Origin of the sequence: Micromonospora sp. NPDC005173, assembly GCF_040608515.1 — a bacterium.
In the GTDB taxonomy this organism is placed as follows: Bacteria; Actinomycetota; Actinomycetes; order Mycobacteriales; family Micromonosporaceae; genus Micromonospora.
In genome coordinates this window covers 23,872-45,462 of sequence record NZ_JBEXIK010000010.1, presented here as the reverse complement: position 1 = coordinate 45,462, position 21,591 = coordinate 23,872, and the positions used below count along the sequence as shown (strand labels likewise).

At 69.6% G+C, this 21,591-nt stretch carries 21 protein-coding genes and 2 pseudogenes; 11 read left to right on the top strand and 12 right to left on the bottom strand.

The genetic code is table 11. The features are described 5' to 3' along the window. Nucleotides 1-17 precede the first annotated feature (17 nt). Nucleotides 18-683, bottom strand: coding sequence for a TetR/AcrR family transcriptional regulator (locus ABZV00_RS14220; protein ID WP_328426004.1), 666 nt, complete (start codon nucleotides 681-683; stop codon nucleotides 18-20). A gap of 97 nt (nucleotides 684-780) precedes the next feature. On the opposite strand from ABZV00_RS14220, the gene ABZV00_RS14215 reads away from it, so the two are divergent. Next, nucleotides 781-1,953: an acyl-CoA dehydrogenase family protein gene (locus ABZV00_RS14215; protein ID WP_355605687.1), complete on the top strand. Its 1,173-nt coding sequence runs from the start codon at nucleotides 781-783 to the stop codon at nucleotides 1,951-1,953. 21 nt (nucleotides 1,954-1,974) lie between these two features. Here ABZV00_RS14215 and ABZV00_RS14210 read toward each other — a convergent pair whose 3' ends face one another. The 3 genes from ABZV00_RS14210 to ABZV00_RS14200 form a co-directional block, all read right to left on the bottom strand. Next, entirely contained in the window at nucleotides 1,975-3,012 is a 1,038-nt protein-coding gene (locus tag ABZV00_RS14210; RefSeq protein ID WP_355605684.1) for an aminotransferase class V-fold PLP-dependent enzyme, read from the bottom strand. A 238-nt stretch (nucleotides 3,013-3,250) separates the two neighbouring features. Continuing rightward, nucleotides 3,251-5,437 (bottom strand): FUSC family protein, encoded by a 2,187-nt coding sequence (locus ABZV00_RS14205; protein WP_355605681.1) that lies wholly within the window; start codon nucleotides 5,435-5,437, stop codon nucleotides 3,251-3,253. Nucleotides 5,438-5,698: 261 nt separating this feature from the next. Then, a complete protein-coding gene (locus tag ABZV00_RS14200; protein WP_355605678.1) occupies nucleotides 5,699-7,951 on the bottom strand; it encodes a serine/threonine protein kinase in 2,253 nt (750 codons plus the stop codon). An 867-nt stretch (nucleotides 7,952-8,818) separates the two neighbouring features. Between ABZV00_RS14200 and ABZV00_RS14195 the strand changes: the two genes are divergently transcribed. The 3 genes and pseudogenes from ABZV00_RS14195 to ABZV00_RS14185 all read left to right on the top strand — a co-directional run. Continuing rightward, the gene (locus ABZV00_RS14195) at nucleotides 8,819-9,004 is read left to right on the top strand and encodes a hypothetical protein (RefSeq protein ID WP_355605676.1); all 186 of its coding nucleotides are present in this window, start codon (nucleotides 8,819-8,821) and stop codon (nucleotides 9,002-9,004) included. Nucleotides 9,005-9,438: 434 nt separating this feature from the next. Further along, the gene (locus ABZV00_RS14190) at nucleotides 9,439-10,701 is read left to right on the top strand and encodes an IS701 family transposase (protein WP_355605673.1); all 1,263 of its coding nucleotides are present in this window, start codon (nucleotides 9,439-9,441) and stop codon (nucleotides 10,699-10,701) included. 46 nt (nucleotides 10,702-10,747) lie between these two features. Beyond that, nucleotides 10,748-11,279, top strand: a pseudogene (locus ABZV00_RS14185) (ISL3 family transposase); the annotation flags it as partial. 62 nt (nucleotides 11,280-11,341) lie between these two features. Here the strand turns inward: ABZV00_RS14185 and ABZV00_RS14180 are convergent. The 4 genes and pseudogenes from ABZV00_RS14180 to ABZV00_RS14165 form a co-directional block, all read right to left on the bottom strand. Further along, a complete protein-coding gene (locus ABZV00_RS14180) occupies nucleotides 11,342-11,923 on the bottom strand; it encodes a dihydrofolate reductase family protein (RefSeq protein ID WP_355605671.1) in 582 nt (193 codons plus the stop codon). A 66-nt stretch (nucleotides 11,924-11,989) separates the two neighbouring features. After that, nucleotides 11,990-12,829 (bottom strand): helix-turn-helix domain-containing protein, encoded by an 840-nt coding sequence (locus ABZV00_RS14175; protein WP_355605668.1) that lies wholly within the window; start codon nucleotides 12,827-12,829, stop codon nucleotides 11,990-11,992. Between the two features lie 221 nt (nucleotides 12,830-13,050). After that, a complete protein-coding gene (locus ABZV00_RS14170) occupies nucleotides 13,051-13,356 on the bottom strand; it encodes a Tn3 family transposase (protein ID WP_355605665.1) in 306 nt (101 codons plus the stop codon). Between the two features lie 76 nt (nucleotides 13,357-13,432). Beyond that, nucleotides 13,433-13,552 (bottom strand): annotated as a pseudogene (locus ABZV00_RS14165) (Tn3 family transposase); the annotation flags it as partial. Between ABZV00_RS14165 and ABZV00_RS14160 the strand changes: the two are divergent. The 4 genes from ABZV00_RS14160 to ABZV00_RS14145 all read left to right on the top strand — a co-directional run bounded on the left by ABZV00_RS14160 (nucleotide 13,524) and on the right by ABZV00_RS14145 (nucleotide 15,795). Next, the gene (locus tag ABZV00_RS14160; protein WP_355605987.1) at nucleotides 13,524-14,288 is read left to right on the top strand and encodes a hypothetical protein; all 765 of its coding nucleotides are present in this window, start codon (nucleotides 13,524-13,526) and stop codon (nucleotides 14,286-14,288) included. The pseudogene ABZV00_RS14165 and the gene ABZV00_RS14160 overlap by 29 nt on opposite strands. Nucleotides 14,289-14,312: 24 nt before the next feature. After that, complete coding sequence (locus ABZV00_RS14155) at nucleotides 14,313-14,891, top strand: AAA family ATPase (protein ID WP_355605663.1); 579 nt, start codon at nucleotides 14,313-14,315, stop codon at nucleotides 14,889-14,891. Between the two features lie 53 nt (nucleotides 14,892-14,944). Beyond that, entirely contained in the window at nucleotides 14,945-15,337 is a 393-nt protein-coding gene (locus ABZV00_RS14150) for a hypothetical protein (protein ID WP_355605660.1), read from the top strand. 122 nt (nucleotides 15,338-15,459) lie between these two features. Beyond that, nucleotides 15,460-15,795 carry a hypothetical protein gene (locus ABZV00_RS14145; protein ID WP_355605657.1) on the top strand — a complete coding sequence of 112 codons (336 nt, stop codon included), beginning with the start codon at nucleotides 15,460-15,462 and terminating at the stop codon, nucleotides 15,793-15,795. 28 nt (nucleotides 15,796-15,823) lie between these two features. Here ABZV00_RS14145 and ABZV00_RS14140 read toward each other — a convergent pair whose 3' ends face one another. Beyond that, nucleotides 15,824-16,330 (bottom strand): hypothetical protein, encoded by a 507-nt coding sequence (locus ABZV00_RS14140; protein WP_355605655.1) that lies wholly within the window; start codon nucleotides 16,328-16,330, stop codon nucleotides 15,824-15,826. 144 nt (nucleotides 16,331-16,474) lie between these two features. On the opposite strand from ABZV00_RS14140, the gene ABZV00_RS14135 reads away from it, so the two are divergent. Continuing rightward, nucleotides 16,475-16,657, top strand: a complete 183-nt coding sequence (locus tag ABZV00_RS14135; RefSeq protein ID WP_355605652.1) for a hypothetical protein — start codon at nucleotides 16,475-16,477, stop codon at nucleotides 16,655-16,657. Nucleotides 16,658-16,729: 72 nt separating this feature from the next. Here the strand turns inward: ABZV00_RS14135 and ABZV00_RS14130 are convergent, their stop codons facing one another. Beyond that, nucleotides 16,730-18,118, bottom strand: a complete 1,389-nt coding sequence (locus ABZV00_RS14130) for a cation:dicarboxylase symporter family transporter (RefSeq protein ID WP_355605650.1) — start codon at nucleotides 18,116-18,118, stop codon at nucleotides 16,730-16,732. Between the two features lie 113 nt (nucleotides 18,119-18,231). Here ABZV00_RS14130 and ABZV00_RS14125 point away from each other — a divergent pair, with 113 nt between their 5' ends. Together ABZV00_RS14125 and ABZV00_RS14120 are read left to right on the top strand one after the other, a co-directional pair. Beyond that, nucleotides 18,232-19,818, top strand: coding sequence for a sensor histidine kinase (locus ABZV00_RS14125; protein ID WP_355605647.1), 1,587 nt, complete (start codon nucleotides 18,232-18,234; stop codon nucleotides 19,816-19,818). After that, complete coding sequence (locus ABZV00_RS14120; RefSeq protein WP_328425970.1) at nucleotides 19,815-20,510, top strand: response regulator; 696 nt, start codon at nucleotides 19,815-19,817, stop codon at nucleotides 20,508-20,510. The genes ABZV00_RS14125 and ABZV00_RS14120 overlap by 4 nt, the downstream gene beginning before the upstream one ends. 65 nt (nucleotides 20,511-20,575) lie before the next feature. Here the strand turns inward: ABZV00_RS14120 and ABZV00_RS14115 are convergent, their stop codons facing one another. Then, the gene (locus tag ABZV00_RS14115; protein ID WP_328425968.1) at nucleotides 20,576-20,890 is read right to left on the bottom strand and encodes a helix-turn-helix transcriptional regulator; all 315 of its coding nucleotides are present in this window, start codon (nucleotides 20,888-20,890) and stop codon (nucleotides 20,576-20,578) included. Further along, complete coding sequence (locus ABZV00_RS14110; protein ID WP_355605644.1) at nucleotides 20,890-21,282, bottom strand: type II toxin-antitoxin system RelE/ParE family toxin; 393 nt, start codon at nucleotides 21,280-21,282, stop codon at nucleotides 20,890-20,892. Before ABZV00_RS14110 ends, ABZV00_RS14115 begins: the two co-directional genes overlap by 1 nt. Nucleotides 21,283-21,591 lie beyond the last annotated feature (309 nt).

Genomic DNA, 21,591 nt, shown 5'->3' with positions numbered 1-21,591 from the left:
CGCTGGGAGTTTGGACGCTACCCGCTGGGCCGGGCGGACTCCACCGGGTCGAGTGGGCCGACGGTGCGGGCGTACTCGGCGGCCAGGCCGTGCAGCAGGGCGTCCAGGCCGAGGGCGAAGGCGCCCTCGTCCACGCTCTGCTGGTGCTCGGCGAGCCGGTGCGCCTGGCGCAGGTGCGGATAGTGCGCGGCGTACAGCTCGGGGTCCTCGACGAAGCCCCGGGCGAACGAGCCAAGCGCCGACCCGGCCACGAAGTAGCGCAGCGCCGCCCCGATGTGGGTGGCCCGGGCCGGCGGCCAGCCGGCACGCACTAGCCCGCCGTAGACCGCGTCGGCCATGGCCAGCGCGGCGGGCCGACGCCCGGGCCCCTGAGCCAGGAACGGCACGATGTTCGGGTGCGCGGTGAGCGCCCGTCGGTACGACCAGGCCCAGTCGCGCAGCGCGGCGGCCCAGTCCCGGCTGGCGAAGCCGCTGGTGTCAACGGCGGCGGCGACCGTGTCGGCCACCGCGTCCAGGATCTCGTCCTTGGTGGCGAAGTGGTTGTAGAGCGAGGGACCGCGCACGCCCAGCTCGGCGGCGAGCCGGCGGGTGGAGAACGCCGACAGGCCCTCGGCGTCGATCACCGCCGCGGCGGTCTCGACGATGAGCTGCCGGGTGAGCCGGGGCTGACGTGGTCGGGGCACTGCGCTCCTCGCGGTCTCGGCAGTAGGGTCTGGACGCAGCAAAACTTGCACCGCTAGTTTAAGGGTGACCGGCTGCGCCAACGCCAGGAGGACCACCGTGGACTTTTCGCTGACCGACGAGGAGCGGGCGGTACGGGACACCGTCCGGTCGTTCATCCGCCGCGAGGTGATGCCGCTGGAGGCGGAGGTGCTCCGCCGGGAGCGCGCGCACCAGCCGGGCCTGGACCACTCCGAGGTGCGCGAGCTGCAACTCAAGGCCCGCAAGTTCGGGTTCTGGGGCCTGGCCACGCCGGAGGAGTACGGCGGGATGGACCTGCCGGCCGTACTCCAGTCACTGATCTGGACGGAGCTGGGCCACACCGTCGTGCCGTTCCGCTTCGGCGGCGAGGCGGACAACATTCTGTTCCACGCCACCGAGGAGCAGAAGCGGGAGTTCCTCATCCCGACCATCGAGGGCGAGCGGCGCTCCTGCTTCGCGATCACCGAGCCGGGCGCCGGGTCGGACGCGGCGAACATCCGGCTGTCCGCCCGCCGCGACGGCGACGACTGGATCCTCGACGGCGAGAAGACCTTCATCACCGGCGGCAACGACGCCGACTTCGCCATCGTGGTGGCGGTGACCGACCGGGAGAAGGGCGCCCGCAACGGCGGGGCCACCGCGTTCCTGGTGGATCGGTCAATGGGCTGGCGCTCGGAGTTCATCCAGACCATGGGCGAGGGCGGCCCGGCGTCGCTGATCTTCGACGGCGTCCGCGTGCCGCACCGCAACATCCTCGGCGAGATCGGGCAGGGCTTCACCCTCGGCATGGAGTGGATCGGCAAGGGCCGCTACACCATCCCGTCGCACGCCATCGGCATCGCCGAACGGGTCCTGCAGATGGCGATCGACCACGCCAACACCCGGGAGACCTTCGGCGCGAAGATCGGCACCAACCAGGCCATCCAGTGGATGATCGCCGACTCGGAGACCGAGCTGGAAGCCGCCCGCTGGCTGGTGCTGAAGTCGGCGTGGACGGTCGACCAGGGCATGGACCCCCGACACGCCTCGTCGATGGGCAAGCTCTACGGCGCCGGCATGGTCAACCGGGTGGTCGACCGGGTGCTCCAGATCCACGGCGGCATGGGCTACACCCGAGAGCTGCCCATCGAGCGCTGGTACCGGCAGGTCCGGCTGTACCGGATCTTCGAGGGCACCGACGAGATGCAGCGGCTGATCATCTCGCGGGACCTGCTGCGCGGGTACACGAAGATCGGCGGTCACCTGGCCTGAGCGGGCGTGGCGCTGACCGGCTCAGCCGGTCAGCGCCGTCAGCGCGGCGTCCACATCGGCCTCGGTGGAGTAGAGGTGGAACGACGCCCGGACCCGCCCGGCCCGTACCGCCGCGCGGATTCCGGCCACCGCCAGCCGCCGCTCCGCGTCGGGCACGTCGACGGTGACGATCGCGCTCTCCCCCGGCGGGCGGCCCAGCCCGGTCAGGAACCGGTTGGCCAGCGCCACGTCGTGCGCCTGGATCGCCGGCACGCCGATCTCGGCGATCAACTCCAGGGCGGGCGCGGCCCCGACCCAGCTGAACCAGGCCGGTGAGATATCGAACCGGCGAGCGTCGTCGGCCAACCGCAGCGGCGGGCCGTAGTAGGAGGCGTGCGGGTCGCGGCCCGCGTACCAGCCGGCGGCGTCCGGGCGCAGCCGGTCACGCAACGCCGGGGCCAGATAGGCGTACGCGCAGCCACGCGGGCCCATCACCCACTTGTAACCGCTCACCACCACCACGTCGGCCAGGCTCCCGTCGAACGGCAGCCAGCCGCACGCCTGGCTCGCGTCCACCACGATCAGCGCACCGTGCGCGCGGGCCGCAGCCACGATCTCGTCGTACGCCGCGACGTGGCCGTCGGCCGACTGCACCAGGCTGAACGCGACCAGGTCGGTGTCGGCGTCGATCGCGTCGACCAGCCCTTCCGGCGGCACGGTGCGGACGTTGACGCCGCGCTCCTCCTGCACCAGCCAGGGGAAGAGGTTCGAGGTGAACTCGACCTCGGGAACCAGCACCGTCGTACCGGCCGGCAGCGACGCCGCGACCGGAGCCAGCATCTGCGAGGCGGTCGCGCCGACCGCCACGTCCTCGCCCGGCACCCCGATCAGGCCGGCGAACGCGGTCCGGGCCCGGTTCACGGAGTCCCCCCAGCCCTCCCAGGACGTCCGGCCGACCCGCCAGTCGGCCAGAGCCTCCTGCATCGCCGTCCAGGCCGGCTCGGGCGGCAACCCGTAGGAGGCGGTGTTCAACCAGCCGGGCTCCGGCTGCCAGAGCTTCTGTGCCTGCTCAATGTCCACGCGACCGACGCTAGGCGGAGCGCCCTGGCATGGGCACGGCCAATTGGCGACCGGCGGCCTGCGGCACACCGATGAGCTACCCGTCGGCGGCGGGCGGGCATCGCCGTAACAAGCGTGATGACTCTGAGGTATGGATATGACACTGAGGTATCACGCTCGCCGCCGACACCCTGCCGGTCGAGCAGCGCTGTCGAGCTGCTCGGATCCGGCGTCATCCAAGCGCATCCCACCCTCGGGCTCACGCCTTCCCGTCTCGGTCGGCCGAATCAGGGGCGGGCGGGTGGATCCGGGCGAGGCCGTCGGCGAGACTGGCGAGCCACCGATCGGCCTCCACCAGATGCCGGACCGAGGACCGCGAGTCGACCTCGCCGAGCAACGGGCGGATTCGGTCGAGTTCGTCGACGCAGCCGGGCGGGGTGGGCACCGGCCCCGAAGGCCGGCCGTGCTCGACCTGGTCGGCGAGGTCGTCGTACGCCGAGCGCAGCTCGCCGGCGGACTCCCGCAGCAATGCCGTGGCCGGCGGCCAGCCGGCGAGGCAGCCGGGCGGGTTGCGCCGCAGCAGCGACTCAGCGCCGGACATCACGTGGTGCCCGGCGCCCAGGACCGCGTCCCAGTCCACCCGCCGGCTCGACGGATCGTGCCGCTCCGAGTGGTACTGGCAGTGCGACGAGTCGACCAGGATCATCCGTTGACCGACCCGGTGGAAGGCACGGTCGGGCGGAGGACCGCCGAGCAGCGCCTGGACGGTCTGCTCGACCGCGTCTCCGCTGGCCGCCAGGTAGCGGGCGGCGTTGCGCCGAAGGTCGTGGCTTGCGCCGCGCGGCCACATCGCCACGCCGACCAGCACGCCGATCACCGCGCCGAGCACAACGTCGACCAGGCGGGCCTCGGCGAGCCGCCATCCTTTGGGGCCGAGTTGGGCGAAGACGAACGTCAGCAGCAGGGTGAACAGCGCCTGTTGCCAGACCGGACCCAGCAGGCGACCGACGCCGAAGGCCAGCATCAGCGCGAACGGCAACGCGACGGCGTAGACGATCGGCTCGTCGATGACGAACATCAGCAGTCCGCTGACGATGGCGCCGGCGATCGTGCCAAGCACCGCGGGCCGCAGCGCGGTGCGGGTGTCGGCGGCCGAGGTGCGTAGGACGGTGAGGGTGGCCAGCAGCACCCAGAAGCCGTGGGTGAGCTGCAACACCCCGGCGGCCACCCGGGCGATGGCCAGCGCCACGGCCAGCCGCAGCGAGCTGTGCAGGTGTTCGGAGCGGGGCGCCAGGTGGGCGCGGAACTGCCGCCAGTACAACGTCCATGGACTGCGCCTCGCGTACTCGAAGAGCCCTGAGTAGGTATCCCCGTCGTCGAGTCGCGATCCGCTGGCCACCCGGGTCCCGACCGTGAAGACCCGCACCTGGTCGGCGAGGGCCAGCGCGGTGGCGTCCCGGCACAACCGGAACACGTCCGGCACGTCGCGACCGCCGTCCTGCCCAGCGGGGTACGCCCCCTCGGCCCGCCCGATCGCGGCGTCCAGGTCGCCGAGGTCAACCGGCGGCGTACCCGGCGACAGGCTCCGGCCGGCGGCACGGGTCGTGTCGGCGCACGACCGCAGGAGCCGCGCCGCCGCCAACTCCGGAGTCGGCGCCGGTGGGCCGTCAGCCGTCAGCCGGTCCGCCTCTGCGAGGACCTCCCGCAGCGCCGACGCGCAGATCCGCAGCGCCCGATCACGAGCGCCGGCGGCGATCGGTGCCCAGGCCGCGGGAGTACGGCTCAGGGCGAGCCCCGCCACCGCGCCGTACGCCTGCTCGCGGTGCGTCTCCCGACCGCCGTGACCGCCGTGCGGGTCGGTCAGCGCGTCCGACGTGGCATTGAGGAACGCCGCGACGCCATCCGCCGCGTCGGTGAGTCGTTGCCGGTAGGAGACCGGAACCGGATCGGGCCAGAGGACCACCTCGGCCACAGCGAGCAGCACGATGGCGAGCGTGACCCCACCCAGCCGCTGCGGCAGGGTGCCCGGTTGGTACGGCGGGAACGACGCCAGGATGTAGAAGAGCTGGAACGCGCTGCCCAGCCCGACGAGGCGCGGGTTGCCGACCCCGGCGAACGCCACGACGAACCCGATGACCAGCATCCCGCCGGCCGCCGCCCAGGTGCTCCACGCCAGCAGCGTGCCCACGGTGATCAGCGCCCAGACCACCGGCAGCGACGTGATCAGGATCCGCGCCCGCTGGCGCGCCGGGCCGGGCAGCTGCGCGAACGACCCGGCGGCGACCGTGCCGAACAGGCCGTACGTCGCGAGCACTGGGTTCCCCGCGCCGTAGCGGCAGGCGTAGAAGACGAGGGAGGCGACGAGTGTCAGGCGTGCCGCACGCCGCAGGACGGCATCCCCCGGGTCACGACGACGAAGCCGGCCCAGGAGGCTGGTTCCGAGCACGCCTGGTCCCCCGGGTTCGTCGCCACGCCCCTATCCCCGGTTGACCATCTTCCCCGGTGGCGGCGGCTTTCGCTGCGAATCGTCAGCTATGCCGCCCACTCGGCCCGGGGGCTCAGCTGGCCCGCCTTTCTGGTTGGCGTTCCCGTTGCACTGGGGCCGGGTCGCCGTCGGAGCGGACGTGACCGTCGGCAATGGACGCGGCGACACTGACTGCGTCGGTCCGGCACCGCGATGGCGGGCATCATCGCCGCTGACAGCAGCCTACTTCTGGTTGAACGTCTGCTTCGCGTTGAACACGCAGGTCCAGATCATCATCGGCGCGCCCGCCGCGTGGCCGTCGACGTCCAGACACCTGCCGGTCAGGCGGTTGAAAAGTGAGCGGCGCCCGTCCTTCTCGATCCACTCCCACTTCTGGGCATGCACGGTGGTGCAGTTGGCGGACTGCACGGCAACGCCGTCGCGCTTCTCACCCCAGGCGACGTCCAGGCAGAGGCTGCCTACCCGGATGGTGCCGTCGGACGAGAAGGACCACCACTGGTTCCGCACCTCCTGGCACTTGCGCAGCGTAACCCGCACGCCGTCGCGTTCGCCGCTGTTGAGGCAGAGCCCGGTCTCCTTGCCGACGATCTGCTTGGCGCCGGCCGGCCGGACCGGCGCAGCGGGTGGTGGAGCCGCCGTCGCCGAGGGCTGCTGCCCTGGGATCCCCGCAGCGGCCGTCGAACCACTGCCCGACCCGGTCGACGGGCGCCCCGCACCTCCTGCCGGTGGGGCACTCGCCGATCCGGACGGCGGACCGGCGGCTAGCGGCAGCCCCTGGAAGCCATCCGTGATCAGCTCGAAGATCCCCCGGCTGACCGACCACTCGGCGTCCGAGGTGGTCCAGCCGATCGTGTACGCGTGTCCATTGCGATCGACGAAGGCGCGGCTCGTCGCCCGCATCGGCGTGCCGTTGGCATCGGTGTACGTCCACTCCCACTCGGCCGCCCGCACCTGGTAGTTCAGCGCGGCGAGCCGGACCCGTCGGTAGTTGCCGTACCGTTGACGCTCCGACTTTTCCCGCGTTCGTAGCCCGGCGACCAGATCCGCGGGGATCGGCCGGAGTTCGTCGAGGACGAACTGCCGGCTGCCGCCCGACTCGCGGAATTCGACCCCCTCGCCAACGCGTTGCGACCGCCAACCGTCCGGCACCGGCACGAGGAAGCGGGGGTCGTCCCGGTGGTAGCGCCAGCCGGCCGACGGCGGCGGCAGCACCTGGGACACCGCCTCTTCGGCGATTGGAGAGGGATTGGCGGTCGGCGCCGCTCTGCCCGCTTCGCCGAATGGCCGGCCGCTCAGCAGCGACGCGCTCACCACCAGCACGACCAGTACGGCAGCGGCGATCGAGCCGACCAGCCAACCCCGACGCCGCCGGGCCGGGCCGCTGGTCGGACCGGCCGCGGGGTCCGGCGGCGCGGCCGACTCGGGAATTGACGAGCTCGGGTCGGACCCGGACGACGTCGCGGAGACCACCGGCAACGAGTCCGTCGTCACAGCAGGAGGCGGCGACGTGGCGCTCGCCGGTGGGTCGGTCGACGGATCGACCGGCCCGCCGGACCCGGCGGTGACGAACTCGGGCACGATCGATCGGGGCGTACCGTCGCCGGTGTTGATCCGCGTGAACGGCACGGCCGGTCCCGATGCGGCGGGCGTCGGGCCGACCGGGCCGACCGGGTTGCCCTGGTCGGCGGCGTGCCGCAGAAGGCGCTCCGCCTCCTCGGCGCTGATCCGTTGATCCGGCTCTCGACGCAGCAGTCCTTCGAGGAGCGGGGTCAGTTGGCCGGCTCGCTGGGCCGATGGTGGCGCCTCGGTGGCGAGCGCCGCCAGCGTCGCCATCGGAGACGAGCGGTGATACGGGGTGCGGCCCTCGACCGCCGCGTAGAGGGTGGCGCCGAGCGACCAGAGGTCGGCGGCCGGGCCGACCTCGCCGTCGGTGGCCCGCTCCGGTGCGAGGTACGCCGGTGAGCCGAGCACCATCCCGGTCTGGGTCATCCGCGGATCGCCGGGGAGGGTGGCCAGCCCGAAATCGGTCAGCACCACCCGGCCGTCGTCGGCGAGCAGTACGTTGGCCGGCTTCACGTCCCGGTGCAGTACGCCGGCCCGGTGTGCGGCCCGCAGCGCACTCAGCACGCCCAGCCCGATCCGCGCGGCGCGGGCCGCCGACATCGGCCCCTCGGCTTCGAGTACCTCATGCAGGGATCGGGACGGGACGAGCTCCATCACGATCCACGGGTCGTCGCCCGAGTGCAGCACGTCGAAGACGCGTACCACGTTGACGTGGCCCAGGCGGGCGACGGCCCGCGCCTCGCGCATGGACCGTTCGCGCATCTCGCGGCGTTCGTCGTCGCGCAGACCGGGCGGCGCCACCAACTCCTTGATGGCCACGTCTCGCTGGAGCATCTCGTCCCGGGCCTGCCACACGCGGCCCATCCCGCCCTGGCCGAGCGGACGGACCAATCGGTAACGATCGGCAATCATTTGTCGAGAAGCGTCGGGCCCGACAGGAAATGTACCCGGCAATGATTACATGCCCAATTTCTGCGGCAGGCGAGAACCCGACAGTTACGTGTGTCACACGTCGGCTCGGCGGTTCCCACCCCACCATTTCGACCAACTCCACCATGGACACCAGCATTGTTGCCCAGCGCGATGTTACCAACACGTAGATCGACTACGCGGCCATGGACACCGAATGAATCGAATCCACAGTAACCAAACATGCGTGGCTCCCGGTCCCTCCGGAATCAACCCAGGCAGCGTGAACAGCCCGTCTACGGGCTGAGGGCTCCGGTGCCTGCTGGTGTTGCTCGCCCGCCAGTCTCCCCAACTGATTCACGCCACCGCACCGCGTCGCCTGTGGACGGCGAAGCTCTGTGCAGACGCGGGAGCAATGGCGAGTGGTTTATCGACTAGCGGGATAAGACGTAGCGGTGTCTGACGACACGGTGTTGTCCGCGGAGAAATCAAAAAGGCCGATCCAACGAATCGGCTATGGTGCAGAAGATGACCGGGCTGATCATCATCTTGATCAGGTTGACGAAGCCGGTGCCGATCGGCGTGAGTTCCTTGCCGAAATGCCGAACAGGCCGAGTTCCCCGCGCCGTAGCGGCAGGCATAGATGACGACGGAGGCGACGAGTGTCAGCCGTGCCGGCGCCGCAGGACGGCATCCCCCGGGTCACGGCGACGAAGCCGGCCCAGGAGGCTGGTTCCGAGCACGCCTGGTCCCCCGGGTTCGTCGCAGCACCCTCCCCGGCCAACCATTCTCCAACGAGGTTCCCGGTGGCGGCGGGTTTCGCGGCGAATAGCCCGCCGAAGTGACCAGGCCACCGACTAGCCTGGCGCGATGCTCACCTGGCTAGTCGATCTCCTACCGATGACGTTGTGGTTGCCCGGCAACCTGTACGCCAGTGGCCGCCTGCACTTCTGCGTCGGATGGAGTGACGAGCGCACCATCGAGTGGCAGGGGCGTCAGATCATGGCGGGCAAGCCGGGCGGTGCCGAGCGGATCAACGAACGTTACTTCCGGTAGACGGACGATGGCGTTGAGCCTTGGGCACGGTGGCGACATCTTTGCGGGAAGTTATCGATCCGCGCCTTTGCGAGCCGATCGCCCGGATGCCGTCGCGTCCCGCCCGATTGCCGGCTCTTCACAGTTGAGGGTGTAGTCGCTGGTTGGATGGTGGCTGGCGCGTCGATCCCGGGGTAGGTGTGGAGGTCTTCCGAGGATGGAGGTTCCTAGTACGGCAGCCGCCATTGGCGGTCTGACCTGGCGGGATGTGGTGGGGGTGTGCAACGTGGACGCAGCCGCCTGTCGATCATGTGTTTGTGAGGACTACAAGATCGAAGGCGGCTGCTGCTGCCAGGTTAGCCGCCAGGCGCGCGGTGCGGGCACGGGCCGGCCTGTTGGAGCGGTTGCGGTCGTGTTTCGTTCGGACGCAGACGTGGCAGCATGCGGGTAGGTACGTGTCGGCGCTGGTCAGTCAGGTTCCGAAGCGCAACGGGTGGACCATCGCCGAGCAGGTCGGGGATGCCACGCCGGACCGTACGCAGCGGTTGCTGAACCGGGCGGTGTGGGACACGATGGCCGCGATGAGCCAGGTCCGGCGGTTCGCCGCTGCTGGTCTGGACGAGGCGGCGAGCCGTCGGCGGCGGCGTGGGCTGGTGATCGCGGCGTTGGACGAGACGGGTCAGCCCAAGCAGGGCGTCGCGACGTGTGGGGTGAAGCGGCAGTACATGGGGTGCGCGGGCAGGGTCGCGAACGGGATCAACACGGTGCACCTGTCCTACGTTCGGGAGAAGACGGGACACGCGTTGATCGGCGCGCGTCAGTGGATCCCGGCTGAGCACATCACCGACCCGCAGGCCTCGGCCGGTATGGGACTGCCGCCGGAGGTGGAGTTCCGCACCAAGGGCCAGTTGGCCATCGATATCTGTGCTGATGCGTTCGCCGACGGCCTGGTGTTCGACGTCGCCTGCGGCGATGAGGTGTACGGCAACTGCACACAGTTGCGGGAGTTCTTCGAGGCTTACGGGCAGGCGTACGTGCTGCGAGTCGCCTCCACCTTCATGATCAACCTTCCCTCCGGAGACAGGATGACCTGCGCGCAGGCCGTCACCCTGCTGGCCGGGGACACACGTCGGTGGGAGGTCCGCTCGGCCGGTACCGGGTCGAAAGGACAACGTTGGTACGCCTGGGCGTGGATCGCCACCGCCTCGCCCCGCCATCACCTGCTGGTCCGCCGTCACTTGCGCAGCGGTGAACTGGCATTTCACTACTGCCATGTGCCGCAGGGGCAGATCCTGACCAAGACGAGGCTGATCCGCGCTGACGGGCTGCGCTGGCCGGTCGAGGAGGACTTCGAGTTCGGCAAGGACCACTTCGGCCTGGACCAGTGCCAGGCCCGGCTCTATACCGCGATCGCGCGGCATACCGTGCTGGTCATGGCCGCCCTCGCGGTCTGCGCGGTCACCGCCGCCCACCTCGCCGACCGCACCGACACCCAGGCGCCGCCGCCGAGCACACCGGACCAGCCGCCACCACCCGAGCCCGGACTGATCCCCCTGACCGTCCCCGAGGTCAAACGACTACTCGCCAACGCCCTCTACCATCCGAAACCGCCCGGCCACGACACGCACTGGCTCACCTGGCGACGCCGTCACCAAGCCCGCGCCCGCTGGTTCCACCAACGCACACGACTAAACCGCGACTACGCCCTGGTCAGCTAGCAATTGGCGGCTGCCGTACTAGGCCGCCCATCTGGAAGACCTCGACGTGCCTGACGCTACCTTCGGCTGCCCTGACCTGACCACGTTCTGCCGCCTGGATGAGCTCGGCCTGGTCGTGGTCGGCCAGCGTCTGGAGCCCGATCGCGCGGTCCTGGCGTGCCGGGTCCTGGAGGCCGATGACGGCACTGAGGGCTGGTGCCGACGCTGCGGGTGTGTAGGAAGACCCCGGGACACCGCGGGAGCTGGCGCACGAGCCGCTGGGCTGGCGACCGACCACCCTGCTGGTGACGATCCGCCGGTACCGGTGCACCGGGTGTGGGCATGTGTGGCCCCAGGACACCAGCCGCGCGGCCGAGCCGCGGGCCAGGCTGTCGCGTCGTGGACTTGCCTGGGCGCTGGAGGCGATCGTGTGTCAGCACTTGAGCATCGCTCGCGTCGCCCAAGGGCTTGGCGTCGCGTGGAACACCTCTAACGACGCGGTCCTGGCCGAGGGCCGACGGGTGCTGATCAACGATCCCGGCCGGTTGAACGGTGTGAAGGTCATCGGGGTCGATGAGCACGTGTGGCGCCACACGCAGCCGGAGGCCCGATCTTGTGTCACCGTTCGCAGTGGACTTCTTCGCGTACCCGCTCAGATCGGTCAACGACGCACCCGATAGCGCAGGTGAAGCACCCGGTTGCTCTGAATCACCACGTCAGGATCCTCCAACAGGTGCTGCGCGTGGACCGACCCGAAGTAGCGCTTGCCGGACCCGAACACGACGGGTACGACGTCCATGCGCACCTCGTCGATCAGGCCCGCAGCAAGCACCTGGCCACCGACGTCGCCGGCGGCGACCTCGACCATGCGGTCACCCGCAAGCTCCTGCGCCTTGGCCACGGCTGCCTCGACGCTGTCGACGAAGTGAAACGGCGCCTCGGGGTCCCAGCCCTCGGGCTTCGGCCGGTGCGTCACGACGACCACGTGGTCGATCCCGCCCGGAGGCTTCCCGTCCCAGCCGTCCGTCATGTCGAAGACGTGGCGGCCGGCGATTGTCACCCCGATCTGGTCCCAGTACGGCCGGGTGTAGTCGTAGGACGTCTGCGACACCTTTAGCACGCCGCTCTCGTCCAACGGGACGTCACCGCTGGACAACCAGTCGAACAGCGGTCCGGGCTGGTCATTCTCGTCCGCGATGAAGCCGTCCACCGACACCGAGCTGTACATGACCACCTTGCCCACGGGGCTCTCCTTTGCTTTGGGGTGCCCCCAAATTAGCGTGTCGTGAGCTGTCTCTCTTGTAAGAAATCAATCGGCCGGCAGCGGCCAGCCGTCCAGCGCGTGGCCGGGATGTTCGCGCAGGAATCGCCGCCGGACTTCGACGTACCGGGTCGGCGTGAGCCCGGTGAACGCCCGGAACTCGTGGCCGAAGTGGGCCTGGTCGAAGTAGCCTGCGCCACCGGCGAGGTCGCCCCAGTCGATCGGTCCGGCGGGGTTGATCGCGAACACGGTGGCGGTGAAGCGGTAGGTGCGGGCCAGCCGCTTCGGCGTGACGCCGATGAGCTCCTTGAACCGCTGTGCCAGATGAGTGCTGCTGACACCGGCTGCCACCCTCAGGTCGCCGATCGCCACCGCCCCGCTGGTCGCCGCGATGACGCTGCTCGTATGGCGGACCAGCCCCAGGCCGGCGGTCTCGCACAGCCGTCGCATCAGCTCCTCCTCGAGCAGCGTCAGCATCTCGTGCGGTCCGTCCGCCGTGGCCAGCCGGTCTCGCAGCTCAGCAATGGCGGGCCGGCCCCAAACCTGCTCTACCGTCACCGGCCGGTCACACAGCTCGGCCGCGGGCATCGGCAGGAACGGCGCCAGCCCCCACGGCTTGAAGTGCACGCCGACGGACCGGGTCCGGGATGGGTAGCCGAACTCCCACGCGCGGGTGGGCATGGTGACCACGCAGCCGTCGGCGTACTCGGCCGTCTCGATGTCGGTGCCGGCGCGGATGCGGAACGGCGCCCCGAGGTTGACGATGAGCAACGCCGCCGGACTTGCCGGCAGCGTCAGCCGGGCGTACGGCGGCGCACCCTCCAGGTAGTAAAGGTCGTCGATCAGCCCGTCCAGCGGCGGTCGCGGCACTCTGGACACGTACTCCACGCCCACAGCATCGCCGCCACCGTGTTCGCGATCAACCCCGCCGGCATCGCGCGCCGAAATGGTCCAGCCGCGCTGCCGCCAGCATCGAGCCGGCGCCGATCCCGGACGAGCGCCGGGCCGCGGACATTTGTGTGGGATACGCGTGCTGCGTGAGCGATGGAGGATTCTCGGCCCTCCAGTGTCGCCCCGCATGGGGGAGGCGCTAAACCACCTCTGCTGCGTTACCGTGCCCTGCTACGCGGCCGCGGGCTGTTCGCCGCCAAAGTCGACCTCGTCCAGCGCGGGTCGAACACGCCCGGCGGGATGTGGAGTTCGTCGGTTGCGTAGGCGCCGAACCGGAGGATGTGGGAGGTCAGGTAGGGCGAGAGCTGGGCCAGATCCTCAGCCGTCACCTGCCACCCCTCGGCAACCAGCTGCCGGATGACCTCCATCATGTCGATCGCGATGTGGAACACGATCAGGTTGCACAGCAGCGAGTTCCATTTGACCGACTTTTCCTGCTCGGCCGGGTCGTTCTCGGCGATCACGCCCTGGTTGCCGAACCGGGGTCCAGGCGGAAAACCCGTTGTAGGCCTCGGCCTTGTTGGTGGCCGCGGTCACCCGTGCCCGCAGCCCCGAGTCGGCGAGGAACCGCAGCAGCGCCACGGTCCGCATCACGCGCCCGACCTCCCGGAACGCCTTGTAGATCTGGTTTTTGCGCGAGTTCGACGAGAATCGGCGCATCAGCGTCACCGAAGACACTTTGCATTGTGAAGAGCCCGATTGCCTGACCGGGTCAAGGGTTCGGCGGCGAGAGAGCACCGATACAGCCGAACTCGGATCGTTACGCCACGGGAGCCTTCGATCCACCTACGACGGCCAGGGTGGGTTCATGGGGTTAGAAGCGCACACGACATTGGCGCAGCGTGGCCGGCGGGCGCTCGCGGGCGTCTTGATTCTGCTGTGCTGCCTACTCACGGCCGGATGCTCGCCTGCCCAGATTTCGGTTACTGCCGTTTTCCTTGACGATGGCCACCCGACGGCCCTCTTCCACCCTTGTGGCCGTTCCGACGTTGTTGTGGTTTCGACAGTTGAGAAAATGACCGGGTCCGCGCCGGCCACCGGTCTTCCGCTCGGGTGGAGTGTTGCCGACGCCAAGGGCGACGACTCAGTCACACAGATTCGACTCCTGGAGACTCCGCCCGGCTGGAAACTGCGCATCACCGAGCCGGGCGGCGAGGTGCGCTTCAAGAACGTCGAGCCGGGAGCTCGCCTGCTGACCGCCTTCGCAGAGGATCAGCACTATGGGGTCTGGGCAGACACCGACGGGGCAGAGAGTCGAGATGCCGTGGTTCGGTTCACACTCGGCGACCTGCGCTCGCTCACCGACGGAGAGGTATGGGCAGTACCGGATCCGTTCGGAGAGCCCCTGGCCATGACCCGCGAGGAGTGCCGCCAGTACGCGGCTGCCAGCTGCTGACAGCGCACGTGGCACCATCTGCGGATGTCGACGAAGGAACGGCCTGTAGTGGTTGCGGTTTGCGGGTCCCCGGGAGCCGGAAAGACGACCGTTGCCTCCGCGACAGCGCGCCGCCTCGGTGTGCCGTTTCTGACCCGCGACGAGATCAAGACCGGAATCGGGCTGTCCTCCGCTGCGGTCCAGGACGGCGGCCTTCGCCTCGATCCGGATTTTCACATCGCCGGCGGTCCCTTCAGCCGCCGCGCCGAGGCCGTAATGGTCGACGCAGCCCGGCTGTTCGCGGCCGCAGGGGCGAGCTTCGTGGTGGAGTCCTCGGTGTTGTCCCACGAGCTGCTGGATGCGATGGTCGCCTCTGACGCTCGGGTGCTCGCTGTTCACGTCGTCGCCGACGAGTCGGTCATCGGCGAGCGTCTGCGGGCTCGGGCGGCCGGAGGCGAGGCCGTCGACCAACAGCTCGCGTCTCTGTTTGAGCAAGGCGACATGAAGCGGTCGGTCTTCGCGCCACCCGACCGAGTCGACGCCGTCATCGATGTCGACACCTCACACGATCGGGCTCCGGACATCGACACCATCGAGGCGGCAGTCATCGCCCTGCTTCCGTGACCACCTCGTCGTCCGTACCACTCAGATCCGCGAAACGGCGGTACGGTCGCCAGGTGGAGCGCGCGGAACTGTTCTCCCTCCTTGTCGACGACAGTCCGGCGCACGAAGCGTGCCGTAGGGCTCTCGAAGAGGGAAGTCCTTTCCGCATCGACGACGACCTTGTCCCTGCTGACAACCTGGCGCGCACGTACCGAAGGCGGCAGGCCCACACCAGGGAGCGGGGAATCCCCACCCGCGGCTTCGTAGCGGCCGTCGAGACGCTTCACGCACTCGGGGAGCAACCGCTGCGGCTCGGCCGCGTCAATCAGTCGGATCCTCCCTACCACTTCCAACTGTTCCTGGCGGCTGACGGCACCTCGGTCCTCGCATGCATCGGCGTGGACCAACAACATCAAGCTCGCCGGCTTCCCGGTGAGAGCCTCTGGTACTCCAACGGAACTTGTTAGTGAGAGTCATCTGCTGGTTGCGACGCTCCCGCCCTGCCTACGCGGTCGACGGTGTCGAGCCGCGGCGTAGCAGCGGCGGCTGGGACGTGTTCGACGGCGACGCTCTGGCCAGGCTGCCCGCGGTGACCGAGGCCGCCACGCGCCTGCCGCAGGACCCCACACTGGAGGATCTGCCGGACTATCTGGCGATCGCCACGAAAGACGGCCGGGAGTGGACCCTCAGCTTCGACGACGGCATGCTCATCGTCTTCGACCTGTCCCGCCCCGGCACCGACGTCTTCGAGCAGGTGCTGACGGCCGCGCCATGGACCGAATCGGTCGAACGCGTCGACCGCGAGGCCTTCCTGTTCACCACGACCGGGGCGCTCACCGCCGACGTGGTGCTGGCGCACTGCGTCGACGTCTGCGGCGAGGTCTTCCGCGGGCTCGGCGATTCGCCGCCGGTGACACTCCGCTGAGGCGCGTCGCTACCTACTGTGACTGCGGTTAAGCGAACTCGGGGCGGCCAATGAGTGTGATGTCGCTGCTGGTCACGATAACCAGGGTGCATCCAGATGGGGAGAACCCGGCGGCGCGAAGCTCCGAGTAGTCGGAGTGGAAGACGTGCCACCAGGTCTTTCCTGGTGGGCCGTCGTAGCGTCCACCGTCGGCGGAGAGCAGGACCCGATGGTTCGGCCACTCGGGTGCCACCACGTCGATGGTCCAGCCGTCGTCGGTCGTTGTGTGTAGCCCGCCGCCGAGCAGTCCTGCGATTCGGATCCGGCTTCCCGCCAGCACCCCGATGCCCGGGCAGGACAGTTCTGGCCCCGACGGCTCGGCATCATCGGGGTCAGGGTTGCGGTCGCGGGCGATTTTCGCGCCAGTCTCGGCGTCGAACAGGCCGAGGCCGTCCATCGAGACCACCATCAGCAGGTCGCCGCCGGTCTGCGGGTGGGTGCCAAAGCCCACACCTTGTAGCCCGCCTACGGGTACGTATTGCCAGGCCTGATCCACATGCCGCCACGGTGGTGGTGGTGGTGCTACGACCGTGGCGACCATGAACTTCGCCCGCAGGTGCTGTTGATAGTCCGAAAGCATCCGTTGTCCTCCGACGCCGAGGTCCGGACGGCTTCGGGGCCTGCTGCACATCCGGTCGCGTTGAGTGATGCCCTGGCACTACACCACGCCATCGGTGTCACGCATCATCCGACCCTGACCCTAGATGCGCTGCGTCTGGTCGAGCACCTTGAGCCGCCGCGCCAGGCCGACCAGTTCAGCCGACGGCTTGCATCGTTGGATCGCGCGGCGGCAATCGAACTGGAGATGAAGTGGGTGCCGTAGAGGACTGGCGTAAACGCAGGGGTCGCGCCGGCCCTGGCCTGGCGCGACCCCTGTTGGTTCCGGACTCCGGAGTCAGGCCGGCACACCGACCGGCGTTGCCGCCTCTTCGGACCGCCGCGTCGCCGACTCATCCTCGTCGTCGTGCTCGTCCAGCATCGTGGCCTCGTCGAACGGGTCGTCGCCGCGCAGCACCCCAGCCGCCCGATCCCGATCGAACTCCCCGGTCCAGGTCCCCACCAGCACCGTCGCGACCGCGTTACCCGCGAAGTTCGTCAACGCCCGAGCCTCCGACATGAACCGGTCGATGCCCACGATCAGCCCAACCCCGTCAACCAGGTCCGGCCGGTGCGACTGAAGGCCACCGGCCAGCGTGGCCAGCCCAGCGCCGGTAACCCCGGCAGCACCCTTGGAAGCAATGATCATGAACAGCAGCAGCGACACCTGCTCGCCGATCGACAGCGGCTTGCCCAGCGCGTCGGCGATGAACAGCGACGCCATCGTCAGGTAGATCGCCGTGCCGTCCAGGTTGAACGAGTATCCGGTCGGCACCGTGATGCCCACGACCGGCTTGCTCACCCCGAAGTGCTCCATCTTCGCGATGAGCCGCGGCAGCGCCGACTCCGACGATGAGGTCGACAGGATCAGCAGGAACTCCCGGCCCAGGTAGCGCAGCAGCGAGAAGATCGAGATCCGGGCCACGAACCACAGCAGCGAGCCCAGGAAGACCAGCACGAAGATCAGACAGGTCGCGTAGAAGCCCACCATGATCTGCGCGAGGCTCTTGAGCGCGTCGACACCAGTCGCGCCGACCACGGCGGCCATGGCACCGAACGCGCCGATCGGCGCCAGCCACATGATCATGGCGAGCACCTTGAACACCACCCGCTGGATCACCCCGATAGCGTTCAGCACCGGCTCACCGCGCCGGCCCATGGCCTGGACGGCGAAGCCGACCAGCAGGGCGACCAGCAGCGTCTGGAGCACCTCTCCCTCGGTGAGCGCGGAGAGCAGCGTGGTCGGGATGACCCCGAGCAGGAAGTCCACCGTCCCGCCGGCCTCGTCACCAGCGGCGGCCTTGCCCGCACCGGCGAGGTCCTGCCCCAGATTCAGGCCGGAGCCCGGGTGAATGAGGTTGCCGACCACCAGGCCGATGGCGAGCGCGACGGTCGACATGGTCAGGAAGTAGCCGAGGGCGAGGCCGCCGACCTTGCCGACCTTCGCGGCCTGCCGGACGGAGCCGACGCCCAGCACGATGGTGCAGAAGATGACCGGGCTGATCATCATCTTGATCAGGTTGACGAAGCCGGTGCCGATCGGCTTGAGTTCCTTGCCGAAATCGGGGGCGACGAGGCCGACCACGATGCCGGCCAGCACGGCCACGATGACGGCCAGGTAAAGGTACCGGGTACGGTCCCGGCGGACCGGCGGTGCCGGTGTGGTGGTGGATGCGGTGGTGTCCATGTCGACAATGTGAAGCGCGTCTCACACGTTGACAGCCTTGCGGTCATTCTGTTCACCGCGAAATCACCGGTGACGCCGTCCAGCGACACAGGCGCAACGAGGAGGTGGTGGAGGTGGCCCGACGGCAGTGGAGCATCGCAGGGCAACTGTTCGCCCTCCAGGCCGTGGTGGTGACGCTGCTGGTGCTAGCCGGCGCGGCGGGGGCGTTCTGGCTGGCCCGCAGCGACTCCCAGCAGGCCGCACAGGAGGAGGTGCTCGCGGTGGCACAGACCGTGGCCCGCTCTCCCGACGTCCGCGAGGCCCTCACGACCGCCGACCCGGCCGGCACCCTCCAGCCGTACGCCGAGTCGACCCGGCTCGCGACGGGCACCGACTTCGTGGTGGTGATGGCCCCCGACCGGACCCGCTTCTCGCACCCGACCCGGGAGCTGATCGGCCAGCCGTTCGTCGGGGAGATCGAGCCCGCCCTGGCGGGCCACCCATTCACCATCACCAACGTCGGCACGCTCGGCGAGTCGGTGCGCGCGGTCGTTCCGGTGTACGACGACCAGCGGCGGATCGTCGGGCTGGTCTCGGTGGGTATCACCACCCGGGCCATCAACCGGAAGCTGCTCGGTCAACTGCCGGTGCTGCTGGGTGTCGCCGCACCGGCGCTCGCCCTCGCCGCGTCCGGCTCCTGGCTGCTCAGCCGCCGGCTGCGCCGCCAGACGCACGGTCTCGGGCCGGCCCAGATGACCCGGATGTACGAGTACTACGACGCGGTCCTGCACTCGGTGCGGGAGGGCCTCGTCGTGTTGACCACCGACCGCCGGGTGGCACTGATCAACGACGAGGGGCGCCGGCTGCTGGGCCTCGACGGGGACGCGCCCGTGACCGACCAGCCGGTGGCCGAGATCGACCTGCCGCCCGCGGTGGCCGAGCTGCTCACCTCCCGGCGGGACGCCCTCGACGAGCCCATCCTGGCCGGCGACCGGGTGCTGGTGGCCAACCAACGGACCACCCGCTTCGAGGGCGCGGTGCTCGGCACCGTGCTGACCCTGCGCGACCAGACCGAGCTGCGCGCCCTGGCCAGCGAGCTGGACTCGGTCCGCGCGCTGACCGAGGCGTTGCAGGCGCAGACCCACGAGTCGGCCAACCGGCTGCACACCGTGCTGACCCTGGTGGAGCTGGGCCGCGCCGACGAGGCGGTCCGCCTCGGCACCCGGGACCTGGCGCTGGCCCAGCAACTGACCGACCGGGTGGTCGGCGCGGTGACCGAGCCGGCGTTGGCCGCGTTGCTGCTCGGCAAGTCGGCGCAGGCCAGCGAGCGCGGGGTGGACCTGGTGATCGAGCCGGACTGCCGCCTCGACGACAGCCCCCTGCCGACCGGCGACCTCCTCACCGTGGTCGGCAACCTGGTCGACAACGCCCTCGAAGCGGTGGCCGGTACGCCAGCCCCCCGCCGGGTACGCGTCTTCGTCGGCGCGGTCGACGACGAGCTGGTGGTACGGGTCGCCGACAGCGGCCCCGGGCTGGCCCCGGACCGGGTGGCGGACGCGTTCCGGCGCGGCTGGTCCACCAAGAGCACCGGCCGGGGCCTCGGCCTGGCGCTGGTCGGGCAGGTGGTCCGCCGGCACGGGGGCCGGGCCGAGGTGGGCCGCTCGGACGACGGCGGCAGCCTGTTCACCGTCCGACTGCCGGTCGTCGGGGCCCGCCGATGACCGACATTCGGGTGCTGGTCGTCGAGGACGAGCCGCTGCTCGCGGAGGCGCACGCGGCGTACACCGAGCGGGTTCCCGGTTTTGTGGTGGTCGGGGTGGCGCACACCGCACGCGCGGCGATGGCGGCGCTGCGCGCCAACGACGGCGGCGACGTCGACCTGGTGCTGCTCGACTTCCGGCTGCCCGACCTGCACGGCCTGGACGTCTGCCGGGCGCTGCGCGCGGCGGGCAGCAGCGTCGACGTGCTCGCGGTGACCTCGGCCCGGGACCTCGCGGTGGTGCGCACGGCGGTCTCTCTTGGAGTGACCCACTACCTGCTCAAGCCGTTCACCTTCGCCGCGTTTCGCGACAAGCTGGAGCGGTACGCCGACTACCGCGCCCAGGCGCTCGCCGACGGTGAGGTGGCCGCCCAGCACGAGGTGGACCGGATGTTCGCCACCCTGCGCGGCACGGCCGGGCACAGCCTGCCCAAGGGGCTGGACGCGCAGACCCTGAACCGGGTGCGCGCCGCCCTCACCGACGGAACCCGCGCGGACGTGGGGCTGTCGGCGACCGAGGTGAGCGCGCGGACCGGCATCTCCCGGGTGACCGCCCGCCGCTACCTGGAGTACCTGGTGACCGTCGACCGGGCGGCGCGCCGGCCCCGCTATGGCACGCCCGGTCGACCGGAGGTCGAGTACCGGCCTCGGTGAACGGCCCAGGCGGACAATCGGGCTGGCCAGCGCTGGTCGCCGGTATCAGCAGTTGACCTTCGTGTTCAGGCAATCTGGCGGAGGTCGTCGCCATAGTCGAAGATGATCCGCATCCGGGCGCCGAGTGCTCGTGCGTAACGGCTCAGCGTCGCGACCTCGTTGGCCTCCAGATCGCCATTTTCAATCTGGCTGACTCGGCCGGGCGTGACACCCATCAGCTCGGCCACCTGCCGCTGCGTCAGACCCAGCCGCTTCCGCTCTTCAGCAAGGTGGAACGCGCTGATCCAAGCTTCGGTGCGGGCACGTTCTGCGTCGAGCGCTTCATCGTCTCCGTCGTGCAGCTCAGCCCGGATGTCGTCCCAGTCATGGAAGCCGCTCATCAGCCCTCCCTCCGTTTCCTCTCGAAGGCAAGCCAGCCCTCGTACGCGATCTCAGCGACTGGAATCGCTTTCTCGTACCATCGATTCCAGTCCCCTGCCTTGTTGCCGGCCACCAACAGCACTGCCTGGGACCAGGGATCGAAGACGAACAGCACTCGAACAGCGACGTCCCGTCCAGACCTCGGTCGTAGTTCCTTGAGGTTGCTGATGCTCGAACCTCTGAGGGTGTCGACCAGGGGACGCCCGAGGCCCGGCCCGGTCTCCGCGAGCATGTCGATCGCTACGTTGACCGACCGGTACGTCGCCGGGTCAGCCTGCCGCAGAGACCGCAACCAGTCCCGGACATCGGTTGTCGTCCTGATCGCCCAGCGACGTGGCGGCTCATGAGACATAGGAAAACTATAGCCTTACCTATACACGATGTCCCAGCGGAGCCGGGTCTGTTGCCCAGGGCGGCGGTCGACGAGCCGCCACAGCTTGACCGCTCGCCACAAGATCGAAGCGGGCCGCCCTATTGCCGTGGCGGGGGGAAGATCCGTTGCTAGACTCGGCGGAGTTGGGTGTCAACGGTTGACGAGGGAGACCAGACATGGCGGGTGACGACGACATCTCCGGGTGATACCGGATGTCTCAGGCCACCGTTCGGCGCGCGTCAGCGCAGCCGCCGTGGCCATGCCGTCGTTCCACCGGTCCCCGTTTCG